Below are 19,632 nucleotides of genomic sequence, written 5' to 3'. Positions count from 1 at the left end.
TGAAGCCTGTGGATGTGGGCGCCGATCATGGAAAACGACTGGAACAGCGTAGGTACCTTGAAGCACACCGTCGGCGGCTACGATATCCGCACGGATGCTCTGAAGATTCTGGTGACCGCTGCAATGCAGGGGCACGAGGGTGATGTCTCGCAGATGCGCATCGAGATGGAGGACGGCGTCATCCTTCTGCCAGACGAGATCAGGCGCCTGGCACTGGCGCGGAGTCGCATCCGCTAGCCTCGCCGATCGGCACTGGAACTGGTTGCCCTGCGGCAGCTCCAGGTGCCAGCACCTGCCAGCACGGAATCACTCGTAGACGCGGTCCTGCCTTGTTGGAGGCACCTCAACCAGGTCTCCCCGCCGGATCAGCTCATCCAGATCCACTGTCGATGCCGCCAATGCCTCCTGCGCATCGAAATCCCATTTGTTCCTGTACTCACGCGCCAGGAGATCGCAGACCGCCTTGGCACGCTGGTAGGCATCGCTCTTCGCGTCATCCTGCATCAGCTCATCGCGATGGATCTGGCAGAGCATCAGCTGGTGTGCGTCTTCGCCGCGCTCGCGCTCCCAGGCAATGTCGGGCAGGCCGGAAAGAGCGGTCGCAAGTGCGAGTGCAGTCATTGACATGGCGGTGTCCACAGTCGACGGAAACCTGAGCGTATGCGAGCAGCAGTGGCAAGCGGCCACTGCCGCTCGCATGGTTTCACGGCGTGTTCACCATTCGTTGCCGGATGGAATCCGCTGCGAAGGCTTCCTCAGGCATTCACATCCACCACTATCCGCCCACGCACCTTGCCCGGAATGATCTGCTCGTAAACCTCAAGCACGTCGGCAAGCCCAATCAGCTGCACCGTGCTTTCAAGCTTCTGCGGATCCAGGTCGGTGGCAAGCCGGTCCCACGCACGCTGGCGAACGTCCTGCGGCGCATTCACCGAATCCACGCCTGCAAGGATCACGTTGCGGAGAATGAAGGGCAGCACCGAGCCGTGCAGCGCGTCGCTCTGCGCCAGGCCACAGGCGGCGACGGCACCGCGGTATTTCGTCTCGGCAATCGCGTTGACGAGGGTAGGGCCGCCAGCCACATCGACGACGCCGGCCCATCGTTCGGCGCTCACCGGACGGTCGCGCGGTTCTGAAAGCTGCGCGCGATCGATGATCTCGGCGGCGCCCAGGCTGTGCAGATACTCGGCGTGTTCCGGGCGCCCGGTGGCGGCCACAACGCGATAGCCCAGCTTTGAAAGGATCGCCACCGCGATCGAGCCGACGCCACCGTTGGCGCCGGTCACCAGCACATCGCCCTTGTCGGGCGTCACGCCGGCTTGTTCCAGGGCCAGTACGCACAGCATGGCGGTATAGCCAGCGGTGCCGATGGCCATGGCGTCGCGGGTGGTCAGGTTGTCGGGAATCCTGTTGAGCCATTCGCCACGCACGCGGGCATGCTGTGCCAGGCCGCCATGGTGGCCCATGCTCAGGTCCCAGCCATTCAACACGACACGGTCACCGGGCTGGAAATCGGCATTGCTCGACTCCAGTACCACGCCGGAAAGGTCGATGCCGGGAATCAACGGGAAGGTGCGGATGACCGGGCGCGTATTGGTGAGGGCCAGTGCGTCCTTGTAGTTCAGCGTTGAATATTCAACCTGCACCAGCACGTCGCCGTCCATCAGGTTGGCGTCATCGAAATCGACCAGTTCCGTGGATACGCCGTCGTTCGTTTTGCGGGTCAGCAGTGCCTTGAAACTCATGGCGGGGGCTCACGTTCAGTGGATGAGCCCATGCTAGGCTCGCACCGTTATCGCAACAAGAACGATGATTTTCCGTAGGTACTATGGTTTTCCGGAGTATTCATGCGTAGCAAGCGTTGGGACGGCAAGAGCGGTTGCGCTGTGGAGGTCACGCTGTCGGTGATGGGGGGCGTGTGGAAGCCTGTCATCCTCTTTCACCTGATGACCGGCAAGCGTCGTTTCATGGAGCTGACGCGGCGGGTGCCCAATGTCACCCAGTCCATGCTCACCAGCCAGCTGCGTGAACTGGAAGCCGATGGCGTGGTGATCCGCCACGTGTACCCGGAAGTGCCGCCGAAGGTGGAGTACGAGCTTTCCGAGTTCGGGCGCACGCTGGTGCCGGTGCTGCTGGCGATGCGCGAGTGGGGTGAAACCTATCGCGGCCATAGAAGCACGGACGGCGACGGCTGAGACCTGAGGCGGAGCGCCGAGCATCGTCGACATGGCCCATGCTCCCTGCAGCGTCCTGGAGACCACGGGAATAGCCGCAGTACTGCAGGCAGCGCATGTGGAGCGCCGCCTCACTCGGTGACGGGCTGCGAAGCAATTCCTGTTCCATTGACGCCCGGTTGCCTATAGTGGCGCCGGAACCCTGCAATGGAATGCCCATGCACGTGATGTCTCCCGGCCGTTGCCTGACGCTCGCGCTTGCCGTCGTAGTGAGTGCCGGCGCGTGTGCACGTCCGCCGTCCACCGAACACGAAAGGAATCCCGCCATGTCCGGCGCAACCCAGACCGGCCGCACGATCAACGGTCACACCTATACCGATGCCCCCGTGGACGTGAAGCTGGGGCCGAACACCTTCCGCATTCAGGCCAACTACCTGGACAGCCAGATCGCACCGTGGCCTGGCGAGGGCGTGACGCTGGTCATCGAGTGGCCGGACATGAAGCCGACACTGCCAGGTGCCCGGGCCAATCCGCGTACGAATGATTTCCGGAAGGAGATTCCCATTCGGATCAACTACGTTGATCGCGTTCCCGTCGAAACACTGCTTTCAAGGCTGTCGTCAAATGAAGCCGTCACGGAAGAGGATTCTGTGGAAAGGGAGGATCCCAGGGATCGTCTCGATCAACGCGTTGCACAGCCGGAGACCTTGGGGCTGACGCCCTATGCAATCGACGAAGCGAAGATGGTGGTGTACGCGAAGAAGTATGAGGCGCGGTACGGGAAGCCGCCTGTCCGCAATCCCGCCTACGAGAGAGACTGGTACATCGCACGCCAGGCCGACGGCCGGATCAGCTCGTTCATCAAATGTGACGGCAAGGAATTCCGACGCGACGGCGTGCGGCTGGAGGGAAGCGAGGTGATCAGTGAGCCAGGAGAAGTGGCAGCCGGCTGCGTTCATTACTTCGTGGACATCGACAACAAGCTGTCCGTCAGCCTGGACTACAAGAGAGCGTTTCTGAAGGACTGGAAGCGTATGGAAGAGGTTGTCAGGGATGTCATCGCGCGCACCCGGTCCCAGTGATCGGTGAATCAAGGAAGGGAAGGGACAGGGTATGAGTGGATTGACCGAACGCGATCTCAGAGTCCTTGGCAGCTATGCCAGAGACGGCAACCGCGAGCTTTACTGGAACTACCTGTCGCAGCTGCCGGGAGCCGATGGCTACGGGACGCTGGCACTGGGTGTTGTACGCAATGACAGCCTTCCGGGACGTGTAGCGAACACCTATGCACAGAACTACGCGAAGACCCAACAGGATGAGGGATCGCGTTTCTCAAATGCACAGTTGACCGAGCGGCAGTAGGAGTCCTTTGGGCAGACCCTGCTCGAAAGAGATCTTGAATTGCGGCAGCAGTGGATGAACGAGCGCCGCCCAGACCTGGCACTGAATCTTCCCGGCAAGGATGTGATGCTGGCCCACGACCGGGCATTTGAACGGCATGAGCTTGATCCCAACTGCTGGACGCCGCGCGTGCTGCTGGAGGCGGCCGAGCAGAAGAGCGGCCCCGCGAAGCTGGAGCAGATCTGGACCAACATGCTCGACAACGACTACGCCGGAGGCCCGCGCGTAGGCAACACCAGCGTTGATGCCATCAGCCAGATGGGATGGGCGAAGGGCGGGCAGTACCTGACCCGGTTGAGCGTGCTGGAAGCCACCCAGGCACTGGAGGGGCGCTCAGCGGTCGATCCGAACGTCATCGGCGGCAACAGCTACTACGCGATGTACTTCGAAGCCGACAGGAAATGGGCCAGCGTCAGTGCGGGCGGCGGTCACATGTCGCTGCGCGAGATCACCGATCCCGCCCGTATCGCTGAACTCAACGACGCGCGCGAGGTTCGTCTGGAACGCCAGGAAAAACGTACCCAGTTCCACCCGGACGATCCGTATCGGACCATTACCCGCAGCCCGCTGACCGCAGCGGCGGACGACGTGCCGGATCCCTCACAGGCGCCGACCCGCCTGGCGGACATCGGCCCCGGCCATCGGGAGTACGCACTGATGCAGCAGGTGCGCGAAGGCGTTGCCGCGATCGATGCCAGCGCCGGGCGTACCCACGATGAGAACAGCGAGCGTCTTGTGGCGAGCGTGATGGCCTTGGCCCGCCGCAACCAGCTTGAACGCGCCGATCACGTGCTGCTGAGCGCCCAGACGGCCGACACTCCCGCAGGGCGGAACGTGTTCGTGGTGCAGGGCGAGATGAACGATCCCGCCCACCTGCGCGTTTCAATGCCCACAGATGTAGCAGTGCATACGCCGGTTGCGCAGTCGTTGCAGCAGATGGAAGCCGCCAGTCTGGAGCGGCAGCAGACCGCCGGGCAACACCAGCAGGATATCGAAGTGCAGGCGCGCGAAAATAGCGCGATGCGGATGGGATGAAATCACTCCGCCCATCGCGTATGGAACCTTATCAGTAGCATGGGGCAATGCCTGACAGCCAATGCCAGCCCCCGAAATGGGGGCCGGCACACATCACGGCAGTGCGTGACTTACGGGATGGTGCAACCGCTGTTTCGCAGGCAGCGGGCAAACGCCGGGTAGCACACCTTCTCGCCATTGCCCGCTGCGAGGCAGGCGTCGTAGGCGGTGTAGCACGGGGTACAGCGGGACTGCGCGGAGGCACTGCCGATTCCAAGGGTCAGTGCAGCGGCCGCAATAGCAACAGACAGCTTGAATCCAATCTTCATGCTTCACTCCGTTGATAGCCCTCCTTGGGCACCTCGGAGGCTAACGTGGGAAGAGGGTGTATTCAACCCGCACCGCGCCCGGATGGGTATCCATCTTCAGCGCCCCGCCCTGGATTTACTTTGTTGGCGCGTCTGCAGTCTGAGCGGCAACCATGGCCTGTTGCATTTCCTTCAGCGACAGATAGCCGTCGGCATCGGTGTCCAGGCCCGCGAAGTACTTCGCGATCTCCGGCACCACGTTGGCTTCCTCCTTGCTGATTCTGCCATCCTTGTTCTTGTCCATTGCGGAAAACGCGGCGTCGATTGAATCGGCCTGCTTGCTGAAACGTTCCTGCTGAAATTTCGCGTACTCGGTCTTGTCAACGCGTCCGTCGTTGTTGGCATCCATGGCGGTGAATGTGGCGTCGATGTAAGCCTGCTTCGGGTCGGTGGGTGTGGCCTGGGCCAGCAACGGGGCAGTGCACAGTGCGATCACCAGCGTGATCCTGGTCATGGGTGATTCTCCTTGAAAATTGCAGATCAGCGGCAGGGATAGGTGTAGCCGTCGGCGCCGCGATAGGTGTCGTTGCGACGATCGTAGTTGCCGTAGCGGTTCATGCAGTAGTCGGCGCGCTCCCGGGTCTCGCGCTCGCGTTTGGCGGCAGCGGCAATCACGCCGGCCACCACCGCTGCACCTACCACGCCCACCACGACACTGGCGGTCTTGGCGTCGTGCCGGCGCTCGCGTTCACGCTCATGATCCCGCTCACGTTTGCGCCGTTCCCATGCATCGCGCTCCCGATCGCGGTAGTCCTGGTTCCACTGCGGGTTGTAGCGGTCGCCACGCTGCGCATGGGCGTCGCCGGCGTACGGCATCAACACCAGCTGCGCAGCGACCGCTAGAATCAGCGCGGTTCTTCCTGTCTTCAGAAACATCGTCCAGCTCCTGTGCGGACATCGTTGGTAGCCGTAGTACACCCCGCAGACATTGCGCGAACCTGCCGTCAGGGCGAGCAAGTGCAGCGGCTATCGAACCAGCGCCTCCACAGGATCCAGCTGTGCGGCACGGCGTGCCGGCAGGAAGCCGAAACCAACGCCGATCAGGCTGGAACACACGAATGCAGCCAGAATCGAGTTGACGGAGAACACCAGGCTGAAGCCCGCATCGGCCAGCTCCATGACCGCGCCCAGCGCCAGTGCCACGCCGATGCCGAGCACGCCGCCGAGCAGGCAGACCAGCACCGATTCGATCAGGAACTGCTGCAGGATGTCGCTGCGTCGCGCGCCCACCGCCATGCGCACGCCGATCTCGCGGGTTCGCTCGGTCACCGACACCAGCATGATGTTCATCACCCCGATCCCGCCCACCACCAGTGCGATGGCAGCGATGGAGCTGATCATCATGGTCAGGATGCCGGCGGTCTGTTCAATGGATCTACGGATCTGCGCGTTGTTGCTCATGTAGAAATCGGTGCTGCCGTGGCGGCGAGTCAGCAGTCGCGCGATGGCCTGCTCAGCCGCTTCCATGCTGATCGCATCCGAGACGCGCACGGTGATGCTGGAGACGTGGCTCTGCCCCAGTACGCGCGCCATTGCGGTGGTGTAGGGCAGCCATACCCGCAGCAACGATGCATCACCGGCTGCACCGGCGTCTTTCTTCACCACGCCCACCACGCGCACCGGGACATTGCCCAGCAGCAGGGTCTGCCCGATCGGATTGTCGGTCGCGGCGAAGAAGCGTTCGCGGGTATTGGCGTCGATCACCACCATCTGCTGGTAGCCGGCCACGCCGGGTGGACCGAAGAAGGCGCCCTCGCCGAGCTTCAGGCCATGCACGCGGAAGTACTGCTCGCTGACGCCCTGCACCTGCACACTGGCAGAGCGGTTGCCGCGCAGGGCGGTGCCGCTGGTGGCAACACCCGGGGTGGCGCTGTCCACGAATGGCTGCCGGGCCAGGGCCACGCTGTCGCCGGGGGTGAGTGTTTCCACCCGCGCCGAGTGCAGGTCGCCAAAACCGGAACCGGGATAGATCTCGATCGTGTTGGTACCCAACGAGGAGATGTTGGACAGGATGGCCTGCCGTGCACCGGTGCCCAGTGCTACCACCGCCACGACCGAAGCAATGCCGATGATGATTCCGAGCATGGTCAGGAAGGTGCGCATGCGGTGGGCGTTCATCGCGCGCAGTGCCATGCGGAAGGCTTCAGCGAACCGGTCCCGCCAGACCTGCCAGCCGCCGCTACCCGTGGATTGGGGCGCGGCTGGCCTGACCACGCCCGCTGCCAGAGCTGTACCGGTTGCACGATCATCCACGATCCGCCCATCGCGGATTTCGATGATGCGCTGCGCATGCTCGGCCACGGCCATGTCATGCGTGACCAGCACCACAGTATGGCCCTCGGCGTGCAGCTCGCCGAGGATCTTCATCACCTCTTTTCCGGAATGCGTATCCAGCGCACCCGTGGGTTCGTCGGCGAAGATCACCGCGCCACCATTCATCAGCGCACGCGCAATCGAAACGCGTTGCTGCTGGCCGCCCGAGAGCTCGCCGGGGAGATGCTGCATGCGCTCGCCCAGACCCAGCCGCGACAGCAAGGTGGCTGCCCGTGCATGGCGTGCTTCGGCAGGCATGCCGGCGTAGATCGCAGGCACCTCCGCATTGCTCAGTGCAGTCAGATCGGTCAGCAGGTGATAGCGCTGGAAGATGAAGCCGAAGTGCTCGCGGCGTAATTCGGCCAGTTCATCAGGCGACATCTGCGAGGTCTCGCGCCCGGCGATCTGATAGACGCCGGCGGAAGGGCGATCCAGGCAACCCAGGATGTTCATCAGTGTGGACTTGCCGGAACCGGATTGGCCTACGATGGCCACCAGTTCACCTGCGTGAATATCCAGGTCAATGCCGTCGAGTACCACCAGCGTCTGCTCGCCCGCGGCAAATTCACGGCGTACGCCGCGAACGCGCAGCAGTGGCTCGGTCATGGTCATACTCATTTGGGTTGCGCGGGTGCGCTGGCGGCTTCGACGTTGGCCTGCGCCAGCACGACCTGTTCGCCTTCCTTCAGCCCGTCGCGTACTTCCACCTGGATCTGGTCATCCAGCCCGGTGGTGATGCGCCGCGCACTGGCGCGACCGTCGGCACCGCGTATCTGCACGCTGTAGCTGCCATCGGCGGCGCGCGCACCCAATGCGGCCGAGGGAATGGTCAGTACGTCGTTGGCGCGGCCCAGCACGATGCGAACCTGCGCGGTCATGTAGCTGCGCAGGCGGCCATCAGCGTTGTCCACGTCGAACTGGCCGTTGTAGTACATGGCCGTGCGGCTGCCACCCGACACCGCCGGTGCGGCGAGGCTGGAACTGTCTTCGTTGGTGATCGATTCCGGTGCTGGCGCTATATCTCGAAGCCTGCTGCTGTAGCGCCGACCGGCATCACCAAGAATGGTGAAGAACGCCTCCTGCCCAACAGCGGTGTGTACGACGTCAGCCTCGGAGATCTCGGCGTACACCGTCATCACGTCCTGATCGCCCAGCATCACGATGGTCGGTGCGCTCTGCACCGCATTCACGGTCTGCCCCTGGCGCGCGACCACGGCCAGTACGGTGCCGTCGGTGGGGGCAGTGATGCGGGTGTACTCCAGATTGGTCTGCGCGACATCAACGTCGGTCTGCCGGCGCGCAACTTCACCGTCCAATGCGGCGATCTGTTCACGGGTGGCGTCGACCTTGGCCTTGGCTGCATCGAAGTCGGCGCGGGCCACCAGCTGCGCGGCAGCCAGTTGCTGCTGCCGATGCAGTGTCAACTCGAACTGGCGCAGGTCGGTCGCCAGTGCATCGCGGTTGGCGCGCGCGGTGCGCTGTGCGGCCTGCGCGCTCAGCAATGCATTGCGCTGCGTGCGCGAATCGATATCGGCGATGGGATCGCCGGCTTTCACTTTGTCGCCCAGTTTCACATGCAGGGTGTCGATGCGGCCGGAGACCTGCGCACCCACGCTGACCAGCCGCGAGGGCTTCAGCGTGCCAGTGGCTTCCACCACCTGTTCGATGTTGCCGCGAACGACGGGTGCAACCTGCAATTGCGGTGGTGGTGTCGGCCGCAACCATGCGAACAGAATCAGTGCGCTGCACAGCAGGGCGGTAGCAATCATGAGCGCTCGGCGGCGCTTGCGTGGTGCGGCGCTCATCGGCGCAGCATCCAGTAAAGACAGTTCATCGCGGGTCCTCGCGGCAGAAGAGACACACGTCTGGGGGGGCAGACGGGGTTGGCCGTCGAGTCTCGATGCGCTGGATTGCGTGAACCTTGCGGGGCTGTCGCTGTGTCAGCGTGCGGCAAGAAGGGTGAGCAATGCTACGGCGATGAACTGCAGGGCGCTACCGAGAACCAGCAGTGCATTGCGCAGCCGGTGACCTGACAATCGCGCAGCGAAGAGTTGACTCACCGCGCCGGCCAACAACCAGAAGAATGCTGGAACAGGCAGCTTCGTCATTCCTGCACCGATGGCGATCAGCAGCGCGCTGGCAATCATTGTCCCAGCGGCATGACCATCCAGAGCACGCAGCAGTGGTGACATCGGGCGCGAGGTTGCCGCGCGCCATGCCGCCAACCCATGCAGCGCTGCATGCACGGCAACGAACAGGAGCACGGCAGCCGCCGCCGCTGCGCTCGCGTGCCGATACGTTGAAGCCACCAGTGCAATGCCGGGCAGCAGCAGGAACAAGGCGCCGAACAGCCGCATCAATACACCTGCGCGCTCGGGTTCGGGAACTGCCCGCAGCCAATGCGGCCAATGTTCCAGGCCGAGTGCGCGGCCAGTGCGTGGGCGGCGATTCCATGCGGCAGCGGTAAGGCCCGGCGAATTCCGCGGTGCCACAGAGCGCGTGGAAGAGGACGGTGGAGGAGCTCCCTGGGTCACATGCAGGCTTCCTGTTAGATCGGAACGCGGTGGCACGGCAGGTGCCACGCCCCGATGCTGTCCAGCGAACATTGCCGCAACCTTGCCTGTCCTCGCTACCGGCTTCGCATGGACAGGTGCCAATTACACAGGTGCATGCAGTGTGTTCAGTGCTCCAGCGGTGGTGCGCTGGTTACGCCCGGGTGCAGTGGAAACTCGACTCGGATCAATGCACCACCGCCAGGCGCATCCAGAATCGTGACGTGGCCGCCGTGGCGGTCGATTACCTGGCGCACCAGGTTCAACCCCAGGCCTGCGCCTGTCTGCCGCGGCCGCAGCCGCTGGAAGGGTTCGAAAACCCGTTCGCGCTGGTCGACCGGTATGCCGGGGCCGTCGTCCTCGACCTCCAGGCAGCTGCCCTGAACGCGCACGATGATCTGGCGTCCGCCATGTTCGGCAGCATTCAGTACCAGGTTGGAGATTACCCGCTCCACTGCGCCGGTCTCGCCGAGCACCGGGAAGTGCGATTCCACCGCCACGGCTACTGTCTTGTCCGACTGGATCAACAGCGGCGCCAGATCGGCGGCCACCCGTTTGGCTACCCGCGCCAGGTTGATGGTTTCCTTCGGCCCGTCTTCGTCCATGCGGTGCAGATCCAGCAACTGCTCTGCCAGCGTCGCCAGCCGCGCCACTTCCACGGCCAGGCTGCGCGAGGTGGCGTCGTCGGCCGCATCGACCTTTACCCTCAGAATCGCGATGGGGGTGCGCAGCTCATGCGCGGCGGCGGCGATGAAGCGGCGTTGCCGCTCGTGCCCCTCGTCCAGCCGCTCCAGTGCTTCATTCACCGCCGTCACCAACGGAGCGATCTCCACCGGCACCGCGGTTTCTGTCAGGCGGACACCGCGCCGACTGGCAGAGATGTTGCGGGCTTCCTGGGCGATGCGCTCCACCCCGGCCAAGGCTCGTCTCACGATGATCGGTGTCAGGACGATGGTGGCCAGGCCCAGCAGCAGGAAGATCGGCAGGGTGATGATGTGTGCCGCCAACGCCATCTGCCAGGTCAGCGTATCGGTTTCGCCATGGGCCATGATGGTCAGCTTGCCGGCCGGTCCGCTGTGCTGGCGGACCACGACGGCCAGGCCATCGCTGCGATCGCGCCCGCGCAGGTCGCCAAAGGGGATGCCATCCAGTGCGCCTACCAGCGAGGCATAGGCCGGCGGCACAGGTCCGAACGTAACGTGGTGGCCGTGCTCATCCTCGGCGATGAACCATGCGCCGGGAACGATCTTCAGCAGTTCGGCAAGTTCCGGCGTCTTCTGCACGTAGAGGTCGCCATTGCGGTCGCGGTGCACTGCATCGGCGGCCACCGGCGCGAAGGTCTGGATGCTGTAATAGCCACCGCTGTCGGCACGTATCAACACCATCAGAAGCGCGAAGAACGCCACCAGCAACGCCAGCAGCTGATAGATCAACGTCTTGACGATCAACGGGCGCTTCAGCGATGGACGACGCGCCATTACTTGGCTTCCCGCATCAGATAGCCGACGCCGCGGATGGCGTGGATCTCCACCCGGGCATCGGCATCGGCCAGCTTGCGGCGAAGGCGCGAGACGTGAGAGTCGAGCGTATTGGAATGGATGCCGTCATCGAATCCATACACAGCCATCTCAATTGACTCGCGCAGCACGGTGCGACCCAGGCGCCGGGCCAGCGCGGTCAGCACACGGATCTCGCGGCGCGGCAGCTCAAGCCGTTGCCCGCCCACGCTGGCTTCACCCGATGCCGGGTCGAACACCAACCGGCCAATGCTCACCAGTTCCACCTGCATGCCGCTCGGCCGGCGCCCTGCAGCACGGATGCGGGCGAACAGTTCCTCAAGTGCGAAGGGCTTGGCCAGATAGTCGTCCGCGCCCTCATCCAGCCCGGCGATGCGGTCTGGCAGCTGGCCCAGCGCGCTCAATACGATGATCGGCACTCCGGGGTTGCGCTCACGCAGCAGGGAAATCAATCCCAGCCCGTCACCGTCGGGCAGGGTGCGGTCCAGCAACACCAGGTCGTGCGATCCGTACAGGGCTGCTTCTCGGGCCAGCGCGAGAGTGTTGGCCAGGTCCACCACGTAGCGCTCGCGCTGCAGGGCGGATTTCAGGGTGGCGGCCAGTTCGGCTTCGTCTTCGATCAGCAGGATGTGCATCGGCAGGGCTTGGGCAGGAAGGGGCGTGGCAGGGCGGGTCGGCACGCGCCGGCACCGTATTACAGGAACATTGCGTGAACATGGCGTGCCTTCCGGACGTCCCGCAAGGCTGTGATGACCCAGGACGGTGGGCGGCGGCGCAAGGTTCGCGCAATCCAGGCACTCCAGCCTTGGCGCCCACTCGCTGCCCCCCAATCCCTGGAGTACCCATGAAGTTGTTCGTTCCGTTGTTGCTTGTGGCCGCGTTGAGTGGCTGTACCACCGCGAAGATGACCGTTACCCCTGATGGCCGGCGCGGCGTCTCCATCGACTGCAGCGGCTCCAGTTCCTGGAGTGGCTGCTACGAAAAGGCCGGACAGATGTGCCCAGGCGGCTATGTAGTCTTCAGCAAGGATGGCGACGACGGCAACGCCATCGCGGTGGGCAACAAGAACGGCTTCACCTCCACCCAGATGGCCACCCGCTCGATGCTGGTGGCCTGCTCGCACTGACACCAACAGGGGAGGTGGGTTGCCACCTCCCCGTCATCACAGCCCACAGCCCTGCGTCAGAAGCTGTAAGCGGCCTGCACGTACACCCGCCGCGGCTCACCCGGGAAATGCCCGTTGCGCGCGATGAAACTGCTGGCTGCATATACCTTGTCGAACAGGTTCTTGACGTTGGCCTGGAACTGCCACTGCTTCCATGTGGTCTTCCAGCTCATGTCGAACACGGTGTAAGCCTTCACCGTCTGCCCGTCCAGACTGACGCGCTCACCCACATGGTCAGCACCAAAGCCGATGGCCGAATTGATCGACGGCAGGTCGTAGCGCGTCCACAGACCCAGCTTGTTGCGCGGCGCATTGGCGAATCGGTCGCCGGAAGCGTTGGTGATGCCATTCGGGCCTGCGTCCTTCACCCGCGCATCGTTGTAGGCGTAGGTCAGGTTCAGCACCCAGCGATCGGTCACGTCGGCCAGCAGGTCCAGTTCCATGCCCGTACTGCGCACCAGGCCCAGCGCGGCCAACTGGTTCACGCCACCGATCACTTCGCCGGTTGCCTGCACGATATTGCTGCGGTCGATCCGGTAGGCGGCCATGTTCAAGGTCACACGGTCGGCCAGCAGGGACTTCATGCCCACTTCCCACTGCTTGCTGCGTTCTGCATCGAACGGCCCGCCAGCGGCGGGGTTCTGGTTGGTAGCACTCTGCGGTACGAAGCCGCTGGCCACATTGGCATAGACATTCAGGCCCTCGCGCACGGTGAACGTGCTGCCCAGCCGCCAGCTGAGGTCGTTGCCATCCACGCTGCTGCCGGCAATGCGGTCGTCGTCCTTGAAGCCATCCCAGCGCAACCCGGCCAGCACATGCCAGCGTGTGCCCAGTGCCAGTTCGTCCTGCAGGTAGCCGCCATAGCGCTTGCTGCGGGTGGACGTGCTGCGCCAGGGCAGGGCCGCCAGGTTGTAGTCGTGCCAGGTACTGGCGCCGTACACGGGATTGAACAGGTCGATGCCGCGCACCGGCCCCGCACCACGTGCAAGGTCGGCGCTGCTGGCGGTCTGTGCAGTGAAATCCGCATCCAGCTGATACACGTCCGCACCGAACAACACCTTGTGCTCGACGGTGCCGGTGGTCACCCGCCAGACTGCATTACCGTTGGCAGTGAATGCTTCGTTGTCGCGGATCTGGTTGCGCAGCTGGCGGGTCATCCACTCGGCCACGCCATCGCGGTCACGATCGATCAGGCCCATCGGCTCGTGGTACATCTGGTGCTCGTTGTTGCTGAACCAGCGAGCGGCAAAATCGAGATCCAGATTGTCGCGCGGTGCGAAGCGGTACTGCGCCAGCGCCACTTTGGCGCGCATGTCGAGGAAGTCGCTGGCCTCGTTGTGGTTCCAGTGGCGATCGGTCAGGAAGGTGCCCGCATCATTCACCGGCACGCCGCGCAGGCGGTTGCCGCCGAGGTTCTGGGTGACGTCGGTGAACTGCAGCACCAGCTCGCCGGTCCGGCCGACATCGAAGGCCAGCGAGGCGTCGCCGATCACGCTTTCGCTGTCGGTGTTCCAGCGCACGCCCTGCTCGGTGTCGGCATACAGGCCGGCGCGATAGCGCACGCTGCCAGCGGCATTCAATGGACCCGTGCCTTCGATCGAGCCAGCGCGGAAATCCCGGTTGCCCATCTGCACTTCGATGCGGCGCTCAGTGGCCGCCCTGGGCTTGCGCGTGACGTAGTTGATGACGCCGCCGGCGTCGCCACCACCGTAGAGTGCGCCGGCCGGCCCCTTCAGCACTTCCACGCGTTCGATGTTGAACAGCTGTGGTACCGAGAAGCCCGCGTACGGGTCGCCGCGCAGGCCGTCATACAGCACGTTTTCCTGGCGGAAGCCGCGCAGGGTCACGCCGGCATAGCTGAAATAGCTGATGCCGCTGATGCTGCGATAGAGATCGGTCACCTGACGCGCGGCCTGATCGTCGATCAGCTCGCGCGGGATCACCTGGATCGACTGTGGAACCAACTCGAGTGGCGTATCGGTGCGGGTGCCAACCGCAGCGTCGTCCACCCGGTACAGCGCCTGCGCACGGCCGCGGACTTCCACCCTGTCCAGCTCCTTGGGAATGGTCGTTGAGGTCTCGGAGGCAAGGGCAAGGGGTGCAAAGGGCAGGGTCAGTGCCAGGTACAGCGCGCGTTTGTGGAGCAGGAGAGGGGGCATGGGCAGGGGGTATGTGGCTGCAAATGAGAAAGATTAGCATTTGCAACACTTCGTGACCTATCCCCCGAATGCGCTATGGACGCGCGTCAGGGTCGGTATAGGGGGTGCCTGCCAAGGCCACCAGTACGCCGGTGGCGCCGCGCACGATCAACTGCACCATGGCTTCGCGCGGATCCTCGCCCAGCAGCTGGCTTGCCAGTCCTTTGCCGTAGGCGGTCACCATCGATGCCAGCAGCATCGACGCACCCAGTCGCGCCTCGGCATCGCCGTCCGGGCGCCCGGCTGAGGCCGCCATCAGCTGCGTCAGGTCGTCGGTCAGCTGCGCCTGCAGTCGCCTTGCATGCGCCACCAGCACCGGGCTCGCGGCCACGGTGGCCCAGAACGCGGCGGCGCCTGCGTTGACCCGCAGCAGGGGATGGCCGCTGTCCAGCAGTTCGTGCACCAGCGACTGGAACGCGGCCAGTGGGGTCAGGCCGCTGCGCGCGGCCATGCCCTCGCGCAGAAGCGCGCGGGCCTCCTCATCGCGGTCGAACACCAGGTCTTCCTTGCTGGCGAAGTAGTTGAACACCGTCTTGCGCGAGACCCCGGCGGCATCGGCGATCTCGGACATGGAAACGGCTTCGAAGCCACGTCGGATGATCAGCTCGGTGGCGACATCCGAAATCGCTTGTCGGGTCTCGGCCTTGCGCTGCTCGCGGCGGCCCGGAGGCGGGGTCATGGGCGGTTCACTTGTGAAAACGTACACCGAGTGTAACATTCGCTTCGCCAGAGTGCCGGCCCGGTGCTCACAAGGAATTCCGATGCTGTACGACGTCGTCATTGCCGGGGCTGGCCCGGTCGGCCTGTTCCTGTCCTGCGAGCTGGCCCTGGCCGGCTGTTCGGTGTTGGTGCTGGAGCAGGCCGAGTCCCCGGAATCACCCCTCAAGCGCCTGCCCTTTGGGCTGCGCGGCTTGAACACGCCCACCCTGGAGGCGCTGGACAGGCGCGACTTGCTGCAGGCGGTGGCCGCGCGCCAGGTGCTGAAATCCGACAAGGGCGCACCACCGCCCGGCACCGCCCACTGGCTGGCGCAGCCCCGGCCGCTGGGCGGCCACTTCGCTGGCATTCCGTTTGCGCTGGACAACGTGGCCAGCGAGCGCTGGCTGTATCACCTGCCGTCGCCGGTCGGCTTCCAGATGGCGATTGAACTGCAGGCGCTGGAAGCGGTGCTGGCCGAACGGGCGGCCGCGCTTGGGGGGCGCATAGACCGCGGGAGTGCGGTGCAGGCGGTGCGCATGGAAGGTGAGCAGGTCGCCGTGGAGACCCTTCGCGGTACAACGCGTGGCCGCTGGCTGATCGGTTGCGACGGCGCCCGCAGCACTGTGCGTAAACAATCAGGTTTCACCTTCGCCGGGACCGAGCCGGAGTTCACCGGACACTCGCTGCTGGTCGAGCTGGCAGATCCGTCGCTGCTCACACCGGGGCGTCATTACACCGCTGATGGAATGTACAACTTCAATCCGCCAGGCGTGTTGGCACTGGCGGATTTCGACGGCGGTGCCGGTCATCGCACGGCGCTGGACCGGGAGCGCGCGCAGGCCATGCTACGGCGGATCTCCGGACGTGAAGCAACCATCACCGCGGTGCATCTGGCTACCACCTGGACCGATGCCGCGCGCCAGGCCACGGTCTATCGCAAGGGTCGCGTGCTTCTGGCCGGCGATGCAGCACACATGCATTCGCCGCTGGGCGGGCAAGGCCTGAACCTTGGCATCGGCGACGCGATGAACCTCGGTTGGAAGCTGGCTGCCGTGGTGCGTGGCGATGCCGATGAGGTGCTGCTGGACAGCTACCAGGCCGAGCGCTATCCGATCGGCGCGAAGGTGCTGGACTGGTCGCGTGCGCAGGTCGCGTTGATGCGGCCGGGCGCTGGCTCGCGCGCGCTGGCGGCGGTGATGGCCGATCTGGCCGACACCCGTGATGGTGCGACCTACCTGGCCGAGCGGATCTGGGGCGTTGCACAGCAGCTGGACCTGGGCGTGGGCCATCCGCTGGTCGGCCGCAGCGCGCCGGACTTCCTGCTGGCCGATGGACGTCGCATGGGTGAACTGCTGCGTGCAGGGCAGGGCGTGCTGCTGGTGTTCGACGCGGGCACGTCGTTGTGCGCAAGCATCGATGGTTGCCAACGGCGCCTGGCCCTCGTCAGGCAGGCGGTGGATGACACGCTCGGCCTGGGCGCGGTGCTGGTGCGCCCGGATGGCATCGTTGCCTGGGCCTGTGATGCCGGGGGTGATGGGGCCGGGCTGTCCGATGCGCTGCGGCGCTGGTTCGGACCGATGGCCGCAGGCTGACCAGCAAAGCGGTGGCGCAGCCGGCAAGGGCTGCGCCAGTTGTGGTCAGAGGTCCTTCTTCTTTCCGCTCAGATCCAGCGGCCTGTCACTGCCCTTGCGCTCGCTCGACCACACTTCCATGCTCTTGTTGCAGCGGCTCTCCCGCGCAGCCACTTCGCGCGGCAGGTCCTTCAGATGCGGCGACTCCTGGCAGGCCTGATGCATGTTGCTGTCGTCATAGGTGGCACAGGCGCTGAGCGATGCCAGGGCGATGGCGGTGAGGGAGGCGCGATACAGGGGCTGCAGGGTCATGGCGTGGTCTCGGGGGTAATGCCGGCTGGCCATGGCATTCCAATCCGTGACCCCCGACACGCACAATCCGACTGATCGCACTTGTTATCTTGTAACGTTTAAGTAATAGTCGCGCGCTTGCCCGGATCAGGCGAGGCAGATCATCAGCACCGTGCACAGCACCAGCATCAGCACAAACACACGCCGGCTCAATGCGAGGCAGGCCAGGTAGGCCGCCAGCGCCCAGGCGCCCAGCAGTGCACAGGCCAGCAGCCAGAGGCCGATCACCATCAGTGATCCGCTCGCCAGCGACGACAACGCGATCGCTTTGAACAGGGCCACGCCCAGCACGCTGCCGAGCACGCCGGCCTGCAGGGCAACGGCATCGTGGCGGGCAGGGGCAGGGTGGCGGAACATGCTGGCCGGAGTGGTCACATGGAAGGGCGGCGCAGCTACTGTGCCCGACCCCATATCCACGCCGCGTGTACTTCGTGTGCGCCATGTGCCTGCAGCATGGGCGCTCAGTCGAACTCGCCCTCGGCCGATTCCAGCCGCTGCCGGTACGCCGCCCGGTGCTGGTACAGGCGCTGGCATTCTTCCGACCTGTGGATGCGGCTGCCGGGTTCGTTGGCCACCGAGTCGCACATCCGCGCGATGTGGTTGTTTTCCGCCAGTTCGGTGACGAAGAACACTGCAGTAACGCCGGTGCCGAGCAGCACGACATACAGCAGGCGGCTGAGCCAGCGCGACAGCTTGCGCTCGAAGTGCTGCTGGATGGTCAGGTCGAAACGGATGATGCTGAGCACGATCCAGACGATCGCGACCAGAAAGCAGAGCGTGGGCAGCAGCCCGCGCCAGAGTCCCGCTTCGTATACCGATTCGTTGTAGTGCACGGCAGCCCCGGCACCGGCGATGGCGATGGCAAGTGCCCAGTTGCGCCCCAGCGAGAGCAGGTCGTCGAGCAGTTTCTCACGGTCCTTGGTGGGTGCTGCTGCCACGTCGGTTCCTTCTGCATGTTGCGATCGGCGGCGGGGTGCCGCCGATCCTGCAGATGGTGGGGTATTGCCCCGGCGATGAGAAGCCTTGCCGGCTCAGTGCGCAGCCGCGCGTTCCCCCATCCAGCGTCGGTAGCGGCGGGTCCGGCACGTGGCCGAGGCCTGTGCCAGCAACAGTGCCCACACCGGCGAGACGCCGGGAGCGGTTGGTTGGCGTCGGCTCAACCGGCCCAGCTGATACTTCACTGCGGCCATGTGCGCACTGGCGGCCAGCGGCTTGCTGCGCCAGTCGATGTTGCGCAGGGTCGGCACCTGGTCGCGGCCTTGCTGCCAGTGGTGTGGCAGGTCCGGCTCGATCGCCAGCGCGGTGGCGATGCCGACCATGGCAACACCGCTGTCCAGCACCTGCTCGGCCACTACACGGCGACGGATGCCGCCGGTGACCATCAGCGGCATCGTTGCCACCGTGGCGATCTCGCGTGCGAATTCGAGGAAGTAGGCTTCTCGGGCCACGCTGCGGCCGTCGCGTGCGGCGCCGGTCATCGCCGGCGCTTCATAACTGCCGCCGGACAGTTCCACCAGATCCACGCCCAGTGGGGCCAGCATCTCCACTACTGCGCGCGCCTCCTCGGGCGAGAAGCCACCGCGCTGGAAATCGGCGGAGTTGAGCTTCACTGCCACCACGAAGGCGGGCGACACCGCTGCACGCACACCCTGCACGATCTCCAGCAGCAGGCGCGCACGGTTTTCCAGGCTGCCGCCCCAGTGGTCCTCGCGCCGGTTCGACAGCGGTGACAGGAACTGACTGAGCAGGTAGCCGTGCGCGGCATGGATCTCCACCCCGCTGAAACCGGCACGTTCGGCCAGTTCGGCGCTGCGGATGAAGCGGGCAATCACTTCCTCGATGTCGGTTCCGGTCATCGCCCGCGGCGGTGCGAACTGCTTGGACAGGGCCCCCAGATCCATCGCTACCGCTGACGGTGCCAACGCCGGTTGACCGAGCGCGGCCGGCATCTGCCGCCCGGGGTGGTTGATCTGCATCCACATCTGCGCACCGCGCGAACGAGCGGTGTCGGCCCAGGCGATGAAGCGATCGAGGTGGCGATCGTCTTCCAGCACCACGCCGCCGGGACCGGTCATGGCACGGCGGTCGACCATTACGTTGCCGGTAATGATCAGTCCGTCGCCGCCGTCGGCCCAGCGCTGGTACAACTGCAGCAGCGCTTCGGAGGGAGCGTGGTCGGCGTCGGCCATGTTTTCCTCCATCGCCGCCTTGGCGATGCGGTTGCGGATGACGGTACCGGAAGGCAGTGCCAGAGGCGAGAACAGCGACATCGGACAGCTCCAGGACAGGGGAATGGCGCTACGCTAACC

General features: G+C 64.8%; 21 protein-coding genes and 1 pseudogene. 6 read left to right on the top strand and 16 right to left on the bottom strand.

Annotated elements, in window-relative coordinates; translation table 11 throughout:
- The first annotated feature begins 12 nt into the window (after positions 1 to 12).
- Complete coding sequence (locus tag SMAL_RS12615) at positions 13 to 237, top strand: hypothetical protein (protein WP_006375131.1); 225 nt, start codon at positions 13 to 15, stop codon at positions 235 to 237.
- 69 nt (positions 238 to 306) lie between these two features.
- Here the strand turns inward: SMAL_RS12615 and SMAL_RS12610 are convergent, their stop codons facing one another.
- Positions 307 to 627 (bottom strand): hypothetical protein, encoded by a 321-nt coding sequence (locus tag SMAL_RS12610; protein WP_032971059.1) that lies wholly within the window; start codon positions 625 to 627, stop codon positions 307 to 309.
- A gap of 128 nt (positions 628 to 755) precedes the next feature.
- The gene (acuI, locus tag SMAL_RS12605; RefSeq protein WP_006375129.1) at positions 756 to 1,745 is read right to left on the bottom strand and encodes an acrylyl-CoA reductase (NADPH); all 990 of its coding nucleotides are present in this window, start codon (positions 1,743 to 1,745) and stop codon (positions 756 to 758) included.
- A gap of 102 nt (positions 1,746 to 1,847) precedes the next feature.
- Here acuI and SMAL_RS12600 point away from each other — a divergent pair, with 102 nt between their 5' ends.
- The 3 genes and pseudogenes from SMAL_RS12600 (at position 1,848) to SMAL_RS12590 (ending at position 4,610) form a co-directional block, all read left to right on the top strand.
- On the top strand, positions 1,848 to 2,195 hold the full coding sequence (locus tag SMAL_RS12600; RefSeq protein WP_006375128.1) for a winged helix-turn-helix transcriptional regulator: 348 nt from the start codon (positions 1,848 to 1,850) through the stop codon (positions 2,193 to 2,195).
- 197 nt (positions 2,196 to 2,392) lie between these two features.
- The gene (locus tag SMAL_RS12595; protein ID WP_012511459.1) at positions 2,393 to 3,256 is read left to right on the top strand and encodes a Smlt3025 familytype IV secretion system inhibitor; all 864 of its coding nucleotides are present in this window, start codon (positions 2,393 to 2,395) and stop codon (positions 3,254 to 3,256) included.
- Positions 3,257 to 3,287: 31 nt separating this feature from the next.
- A pseudogene (locus tag SMAL_RS12590) lies at positions 3,288 to 4,610 on the top strand (Smlt3024 family type IV secretion system effector).
- Between the two features lie 110 nt (positions 4,611 to 4,720).
- On the opposite strand, the gene SMAL_RS12585 reads toward SMAL_RS12590, so the two are convergent.
- From SMAL_RS12585 to SMAL_RS12550, 8 genes are all read right to left on the bottom strand, one after another.
- Complete coding sequence (locus tag SMAL_RS12585; RefSeq protein ID WP_005410142.1) at positions 4,721 to 4,918, bottom strand: hypothetical protein; 198 nt, start codon at positions 4,916 to 4,918, stop codon at positions 4,721 to 4,723.
- Between the two features lie 115 nt (positions 4,919 to 5,033).
- The gene (locus SMAL_RS12580) at positions 5,034 to 5,411 is read right to left on the bottom strand and encodes an EF-hand domain-containing protein (protein ID WP_012511458.1); all 378 of its coding nucleotides are present in this window, start codon (positions 5,409 to 5,411) and stop codon (positions 5,034 to 5,036) included.
- A 26-nt stretch (positions 5,412 to 5,437) separates the two neighbouring features.
- Positions 5,438 to 5,833 (bottom strand): hypothetical protein, encoded by a 396-nt coding sequence (locus SMAL_RS12575; RefSeq protein WP_012511457.1) that lies wholly within the window; start codon positions 5,831 to 5,833, stop codon positions 5,438 to 5,440.
- Positions 5,834 to 5,923: 90 nt separating this feature from the next.
- Complete coding sequence (locus SMAL_RS12570) at positions 5,924 to 7,882, bottom strand: MacB family efflux pump subunit (protein ID WP_041864548.1); 1,959 nt, start codon at positions 7,880 to 7,882, stop codon at positions 5,924 to 5,926.
- 2 nt (positions 7,883 to 7,884) lie between these two features.
- On the bottom strand, positions 7,885 to 9,075 hold the full coding sequence (locus tag SMAL_RS12565; protein WP_006375116.1) for an efflux RND transporter periplasmic adaptor subunit: 1,191 nt from the start codon (positions 9,073 to 9,075) through the stop codon (positions 7,885 to 7,887).
- Positions 9,076 to 9,210: 135 nt separating this feature from the next.
- Positions 9,211 to 9,627, bottom strand: a complete 417-nt coding sequence (locus tag SMAL_RS12560; protein ID WP_041864547.1) for a hypothetical protein — start codon at positions 9,625 to 9,627, stop codon at positions 9,211 to 9,213.
- Between the two features lie 323 nt (positions 9,628 to 9,950).
- Complete coding sequence (locus SMAL_RS12555; RefSeq protein WP_012511454.1) at positions 9,951 to 11,300, bottom strand: sensor histidine kinase; 1,350 nt, start codon at positions 11,298 to 11,300, stop codon at positions 9,951 to 9,953.
- Complete coding sequence (locus SMAL_RS12550) at positions 11,300 to 11,974, bottom strand: response regulator transcription factor (RefSeq protein ID WP_012511453.1); 675 nt, start codon at positions 11,972 to 11,974, stop codon at positions 11,300 to 11,302. Before SMAL_RS12550 ends, SMAL_RS12555 begins: the two co-directional genes overlap by 1 nt.
- Positions 11,975 to 12,183: 209 nt before the next feature.
- Here SMAL_RS12550 and SMAL_RS12545 point away from each other — a divergent pair, with 209 nt between their 5' ends.
- The gene (locus SMAL_RS12545; RefSeq protein WP_012511452.1) at positions 12,184 to 12,465 is read left to right on the top strand and encodes a hypothetical protein; all 282 of its coding nucleotides are present in this window, start codon (positions 12,184 to 12,186) and stop codon (positions 12,463 to 12,465) included.
- Positions 12,466 to 12,521: 56 nt separating this feature from the next.
- Here SMAL_RS12545 and SMAL_RS12540 read toward each other — a convergent pair whose 3' ends face one another.
- Together SMAL_RS12540 and SMAL_RS12535 are read right to left on the bottom strand one after the other, a co-directional pair.
- The gene (locus tag SMAL_RS12540; protein ID WP_012511451.1) at positions 12,522 to 14,663 is read right to left on the bottom strand and encodes a TonB-dependent siderophore receptor; all 2,142 of its coding nucleotides are present in this window, start codon (positions 14,661 to 14,663) and stop codon (positions 12,522 to 12,524) included.
- A gap of 73 nt (positions 14,664 to 14,736) precedes the next feature.
- Positions 14,737 to 15,381 (bottom strand): TetR/AcrR family transcriptional regulator, encoded by a 645-nt coding sequence (locus SMAL_RS12535; protein WP_006375107.1) that lies wholly within the window; start codon positions 15,379 to 15,381, stop codon positions 14,737 to 14,739.
- Between the two features lie 82 nt (positions 15,382 to 15,463).
- Here SMAL_RS12535 and SMAL_RS12530 point away from each other — a divergent pair, with 82 nt between their 5' ends.
- Positions 15,464 to 16,993: an FAD-dependent monooxygenase gene (locus SMAL_RS12530; RefSeq protein WP_012511450.1), complete on the top strand. Its 1,530-nt coding sequence runs from the start codon at positions 15,464 to 15,466 to the stop codon at positions 16,991 to 16,993.
- Positions 16,994 to 17,038: 45 nt separating this feature from the next.
- Here SMAL_RS12530 and SMAL_RS12525 read toward each other — a convergent pair whose 3' ends face one another.
- The 4 genes from SMAL_RS12525 to SMAL_RS12510 all read right to left on the bottom strand — a co-directional run bounded on the left by SMAL_RS12525 (position 17,039) and on the right by SMAL_RS12510 (position 19,593).
- Entirely contained in the window at positions 17,039 to 17,284 is a 246-nt protein-coding gene (locus SMAL_RS12525; RefSeq protein WP_012511449.1) for a hypothetical protein, read from the bottom strand.
- 126 nt (positions 17,285 to 17,410) lie between these two features.
- A complete protein-coding gene (locus SMAL_RS12520; protein WP_041864662.1) occupies positions 17,411 to 17,680 on the bottom strand; it encodes a hypothetical protein in 270 nt (89 codons plus the stop codon).
- A gap of 104 nt (positions 17,681 to 17,784) precedes the next feature.
- Positions 17,785 to 18,261 (bottom strand): hypothetical protein, encoded by a 477-nt coding sequence (locus SMAL_RS12515; protein WP_006374924.1) that lies wholly within the window; start codon positions 18,259 to 18,261, stop codon positions 17,785 to 17,787.
- 93 nt (positions 18,262 to 18,354) lie between these two features.
- Complete coding sequence (locus tag SMAL_RS12510; RefSeq protein WP_012511447.1) at positions 18,355 to 19,593, bottom strand: NADH:flavin oxidoreductase/NADH oxidase family protein; 1,239 nt, start codon at positions 19,591 to 19,593, stop codon at positions 18,355 to 18,357.
- Positions 19,594 to 19,632 lie beyond the last annotated feature (39 nt).

Origin of the sequence: Stenotrophomonas maltophilia R551-3 (assembly GCF_000020665.1) — a bacterium.
In the GTDB taxonomy this organism is placed as follows: domain Bacteria; phylum Pseudomonadota; class Gammaproteobacteria; order Xanthomonadales; family Xanthomonadaceae; genus Stenotrophomonas; species Stenotrophomonas maltophilia_L.
Note: the sequence above shows the minus strand (reverse complement) of the source record. Positions and strands in the feature narration are given on the sequence as shown.

Excerpts from the sequence above, each read along its gene's own strand:
- SMAL_RS12615 (WP_006375131.1), top strand. The coding sequence starts at position 13 with ATGTGGGCGCCGATCATGGAAAACGACTGGAACAGCGTAGGTACCTTG.
- SMAL_RS12610 (WP_032971059.1), bottom strand. The coding sequence starts at position 627 with ATGTCAATGACTGCACTCGCACTTGCGACCGCTCTTTCCGGCCTGCCC.
- acuI (WP_006375129.1), bottom strand. The coding sequence starts at position 1,745 with ATGAGTTTCAAGGCACTGCTGACCCGCAAAACGAACGACGGCGTATCC.
- SMAL_RS12600 (WP_006375128.1), top strand. The coding sequence starts at position 1,848 with ATGCGTAGCAAGCGTTGGGACGGCAAGAGCGGTTGCGCTGTGGAGGTC.
- SMAL_RS12595 (WP_012511459.1), top strand. The coding sequence starts at position 2,393 with ATGCACGTGATGTCTCCCGGCCGTTGCCTGACGCTCGCGCTTGCCGTC.
- SMAL_RS12585 (WP_005410142.1), bottom strand. The coding sequence starts at position 4,918 with ATGAAGATTGGATTCAAGCTGTCTGTTGCTATTGCGGCCGCTGCACTG.
- SMAL_RS12580 (WP_012511458.1), bottom strand. The coding sequence starts at position 5,411 with ATGACCAGGATCACGCTGGTGATCGCACTGTGCACTGCCCCGTTGCTG.
- SMAL_RS12575 (WP_012511457.1), bottom strand. The coding sequence starts at position 5,833 with ATGTTTCTGAAGACAGGAAGAACCGCGCTGATTCTAGCGGTCGCTGCG.
- SMAL_RS12570 (WP_041864548.1), bottom strand. The coding sequence starts at position 7,882 with ATGACCATGACCGAGCCACTGCTGCGCGTTCGCGGCGTACGCCGTGAA.
- SMAL_RS12565 (WP_006375116.1), bottom strand. The coding sequence starts at position 9,075 with ATGAGCGCCGCACCACGCAAGCGCCGCCGAGCGCTCATGATTGCTACC.
- SMAL_RS12560 (WP_041864547.1), bottom strand. The coding sequence starts at position 9,627 with ATGCGGCTGTTCGGCGCCTTGTTCCTGCTGCTGCCCGGCATTGCACTG.
- SMAL_RS12555 (WP_012511454.1), bottom strand. The coding sequence starts at position 11,300 with ATGGCGCGTCGTCCATCGCTGAAGCGCCCGTTGATCGTCAAGACGTTG.
- SMAL_RS12550 (WP_012511453.1), bottom strand. The coding sequence starts at position 11,974 with ATGCACATCCTGCTGATCGAAGACGAAGCCGAACTGGCCGCCACCCTG.
- SMAL_RS12545 (WP_012511452.1), top strand. The coding sequence starts at position 12,184 with ATGAAGTTGTTCGTTCCGTTGTTGCTTGTGGCCGCGTTGAGTGGCTGT.
- SMAL_RS12540 (WP_012511451.1), bottom strand. The coding sequence starts at position 14,663 with ATGCCCCCTCTCCTGCTCCACAAACGCGCGCTGTACCTGGCACTGACC.
- SMAL_RS12535 (WP_006375107.1), bottom strand. The coding sequence starts at position 15,381 with ATGACCCCGCCTCCGGGCCGCCGCGAGCAGCGCAAGGCCGAGACCCGA.
- SMAL_RS12530 (WP_012511450.1), top strand. The coding sequence starts at position 15,464 with ATGCTGTACGACGTCGTCATTGCCGGGGCTGGCCCGGTCGGCCTGTTC.
- SMAL_RS12525 (WP_012511449.1), bottom strand. The coding sequence starts at position 17,284 with ATGACCCTGCAGCCCCTGTATCGCGCCTCCCTCACCGCCATCGCCCTG.
- SMAL_RS12520 (WP_041864662.1), bottom strand. The coding sequence starts at position 17,680 with ATGTTCCGCCACCCTGCCCCTGCCCGCCACGATGCCGTTGCCCTGCAG.
- SMAL_RS12510 (WP_012511447.1), bottom strand. The coding sequence starts at position 19,593 with ATGTCGCTGTTCTCGCCTCTGGCACTGCCTTCCGGTACCGTCATCCGC.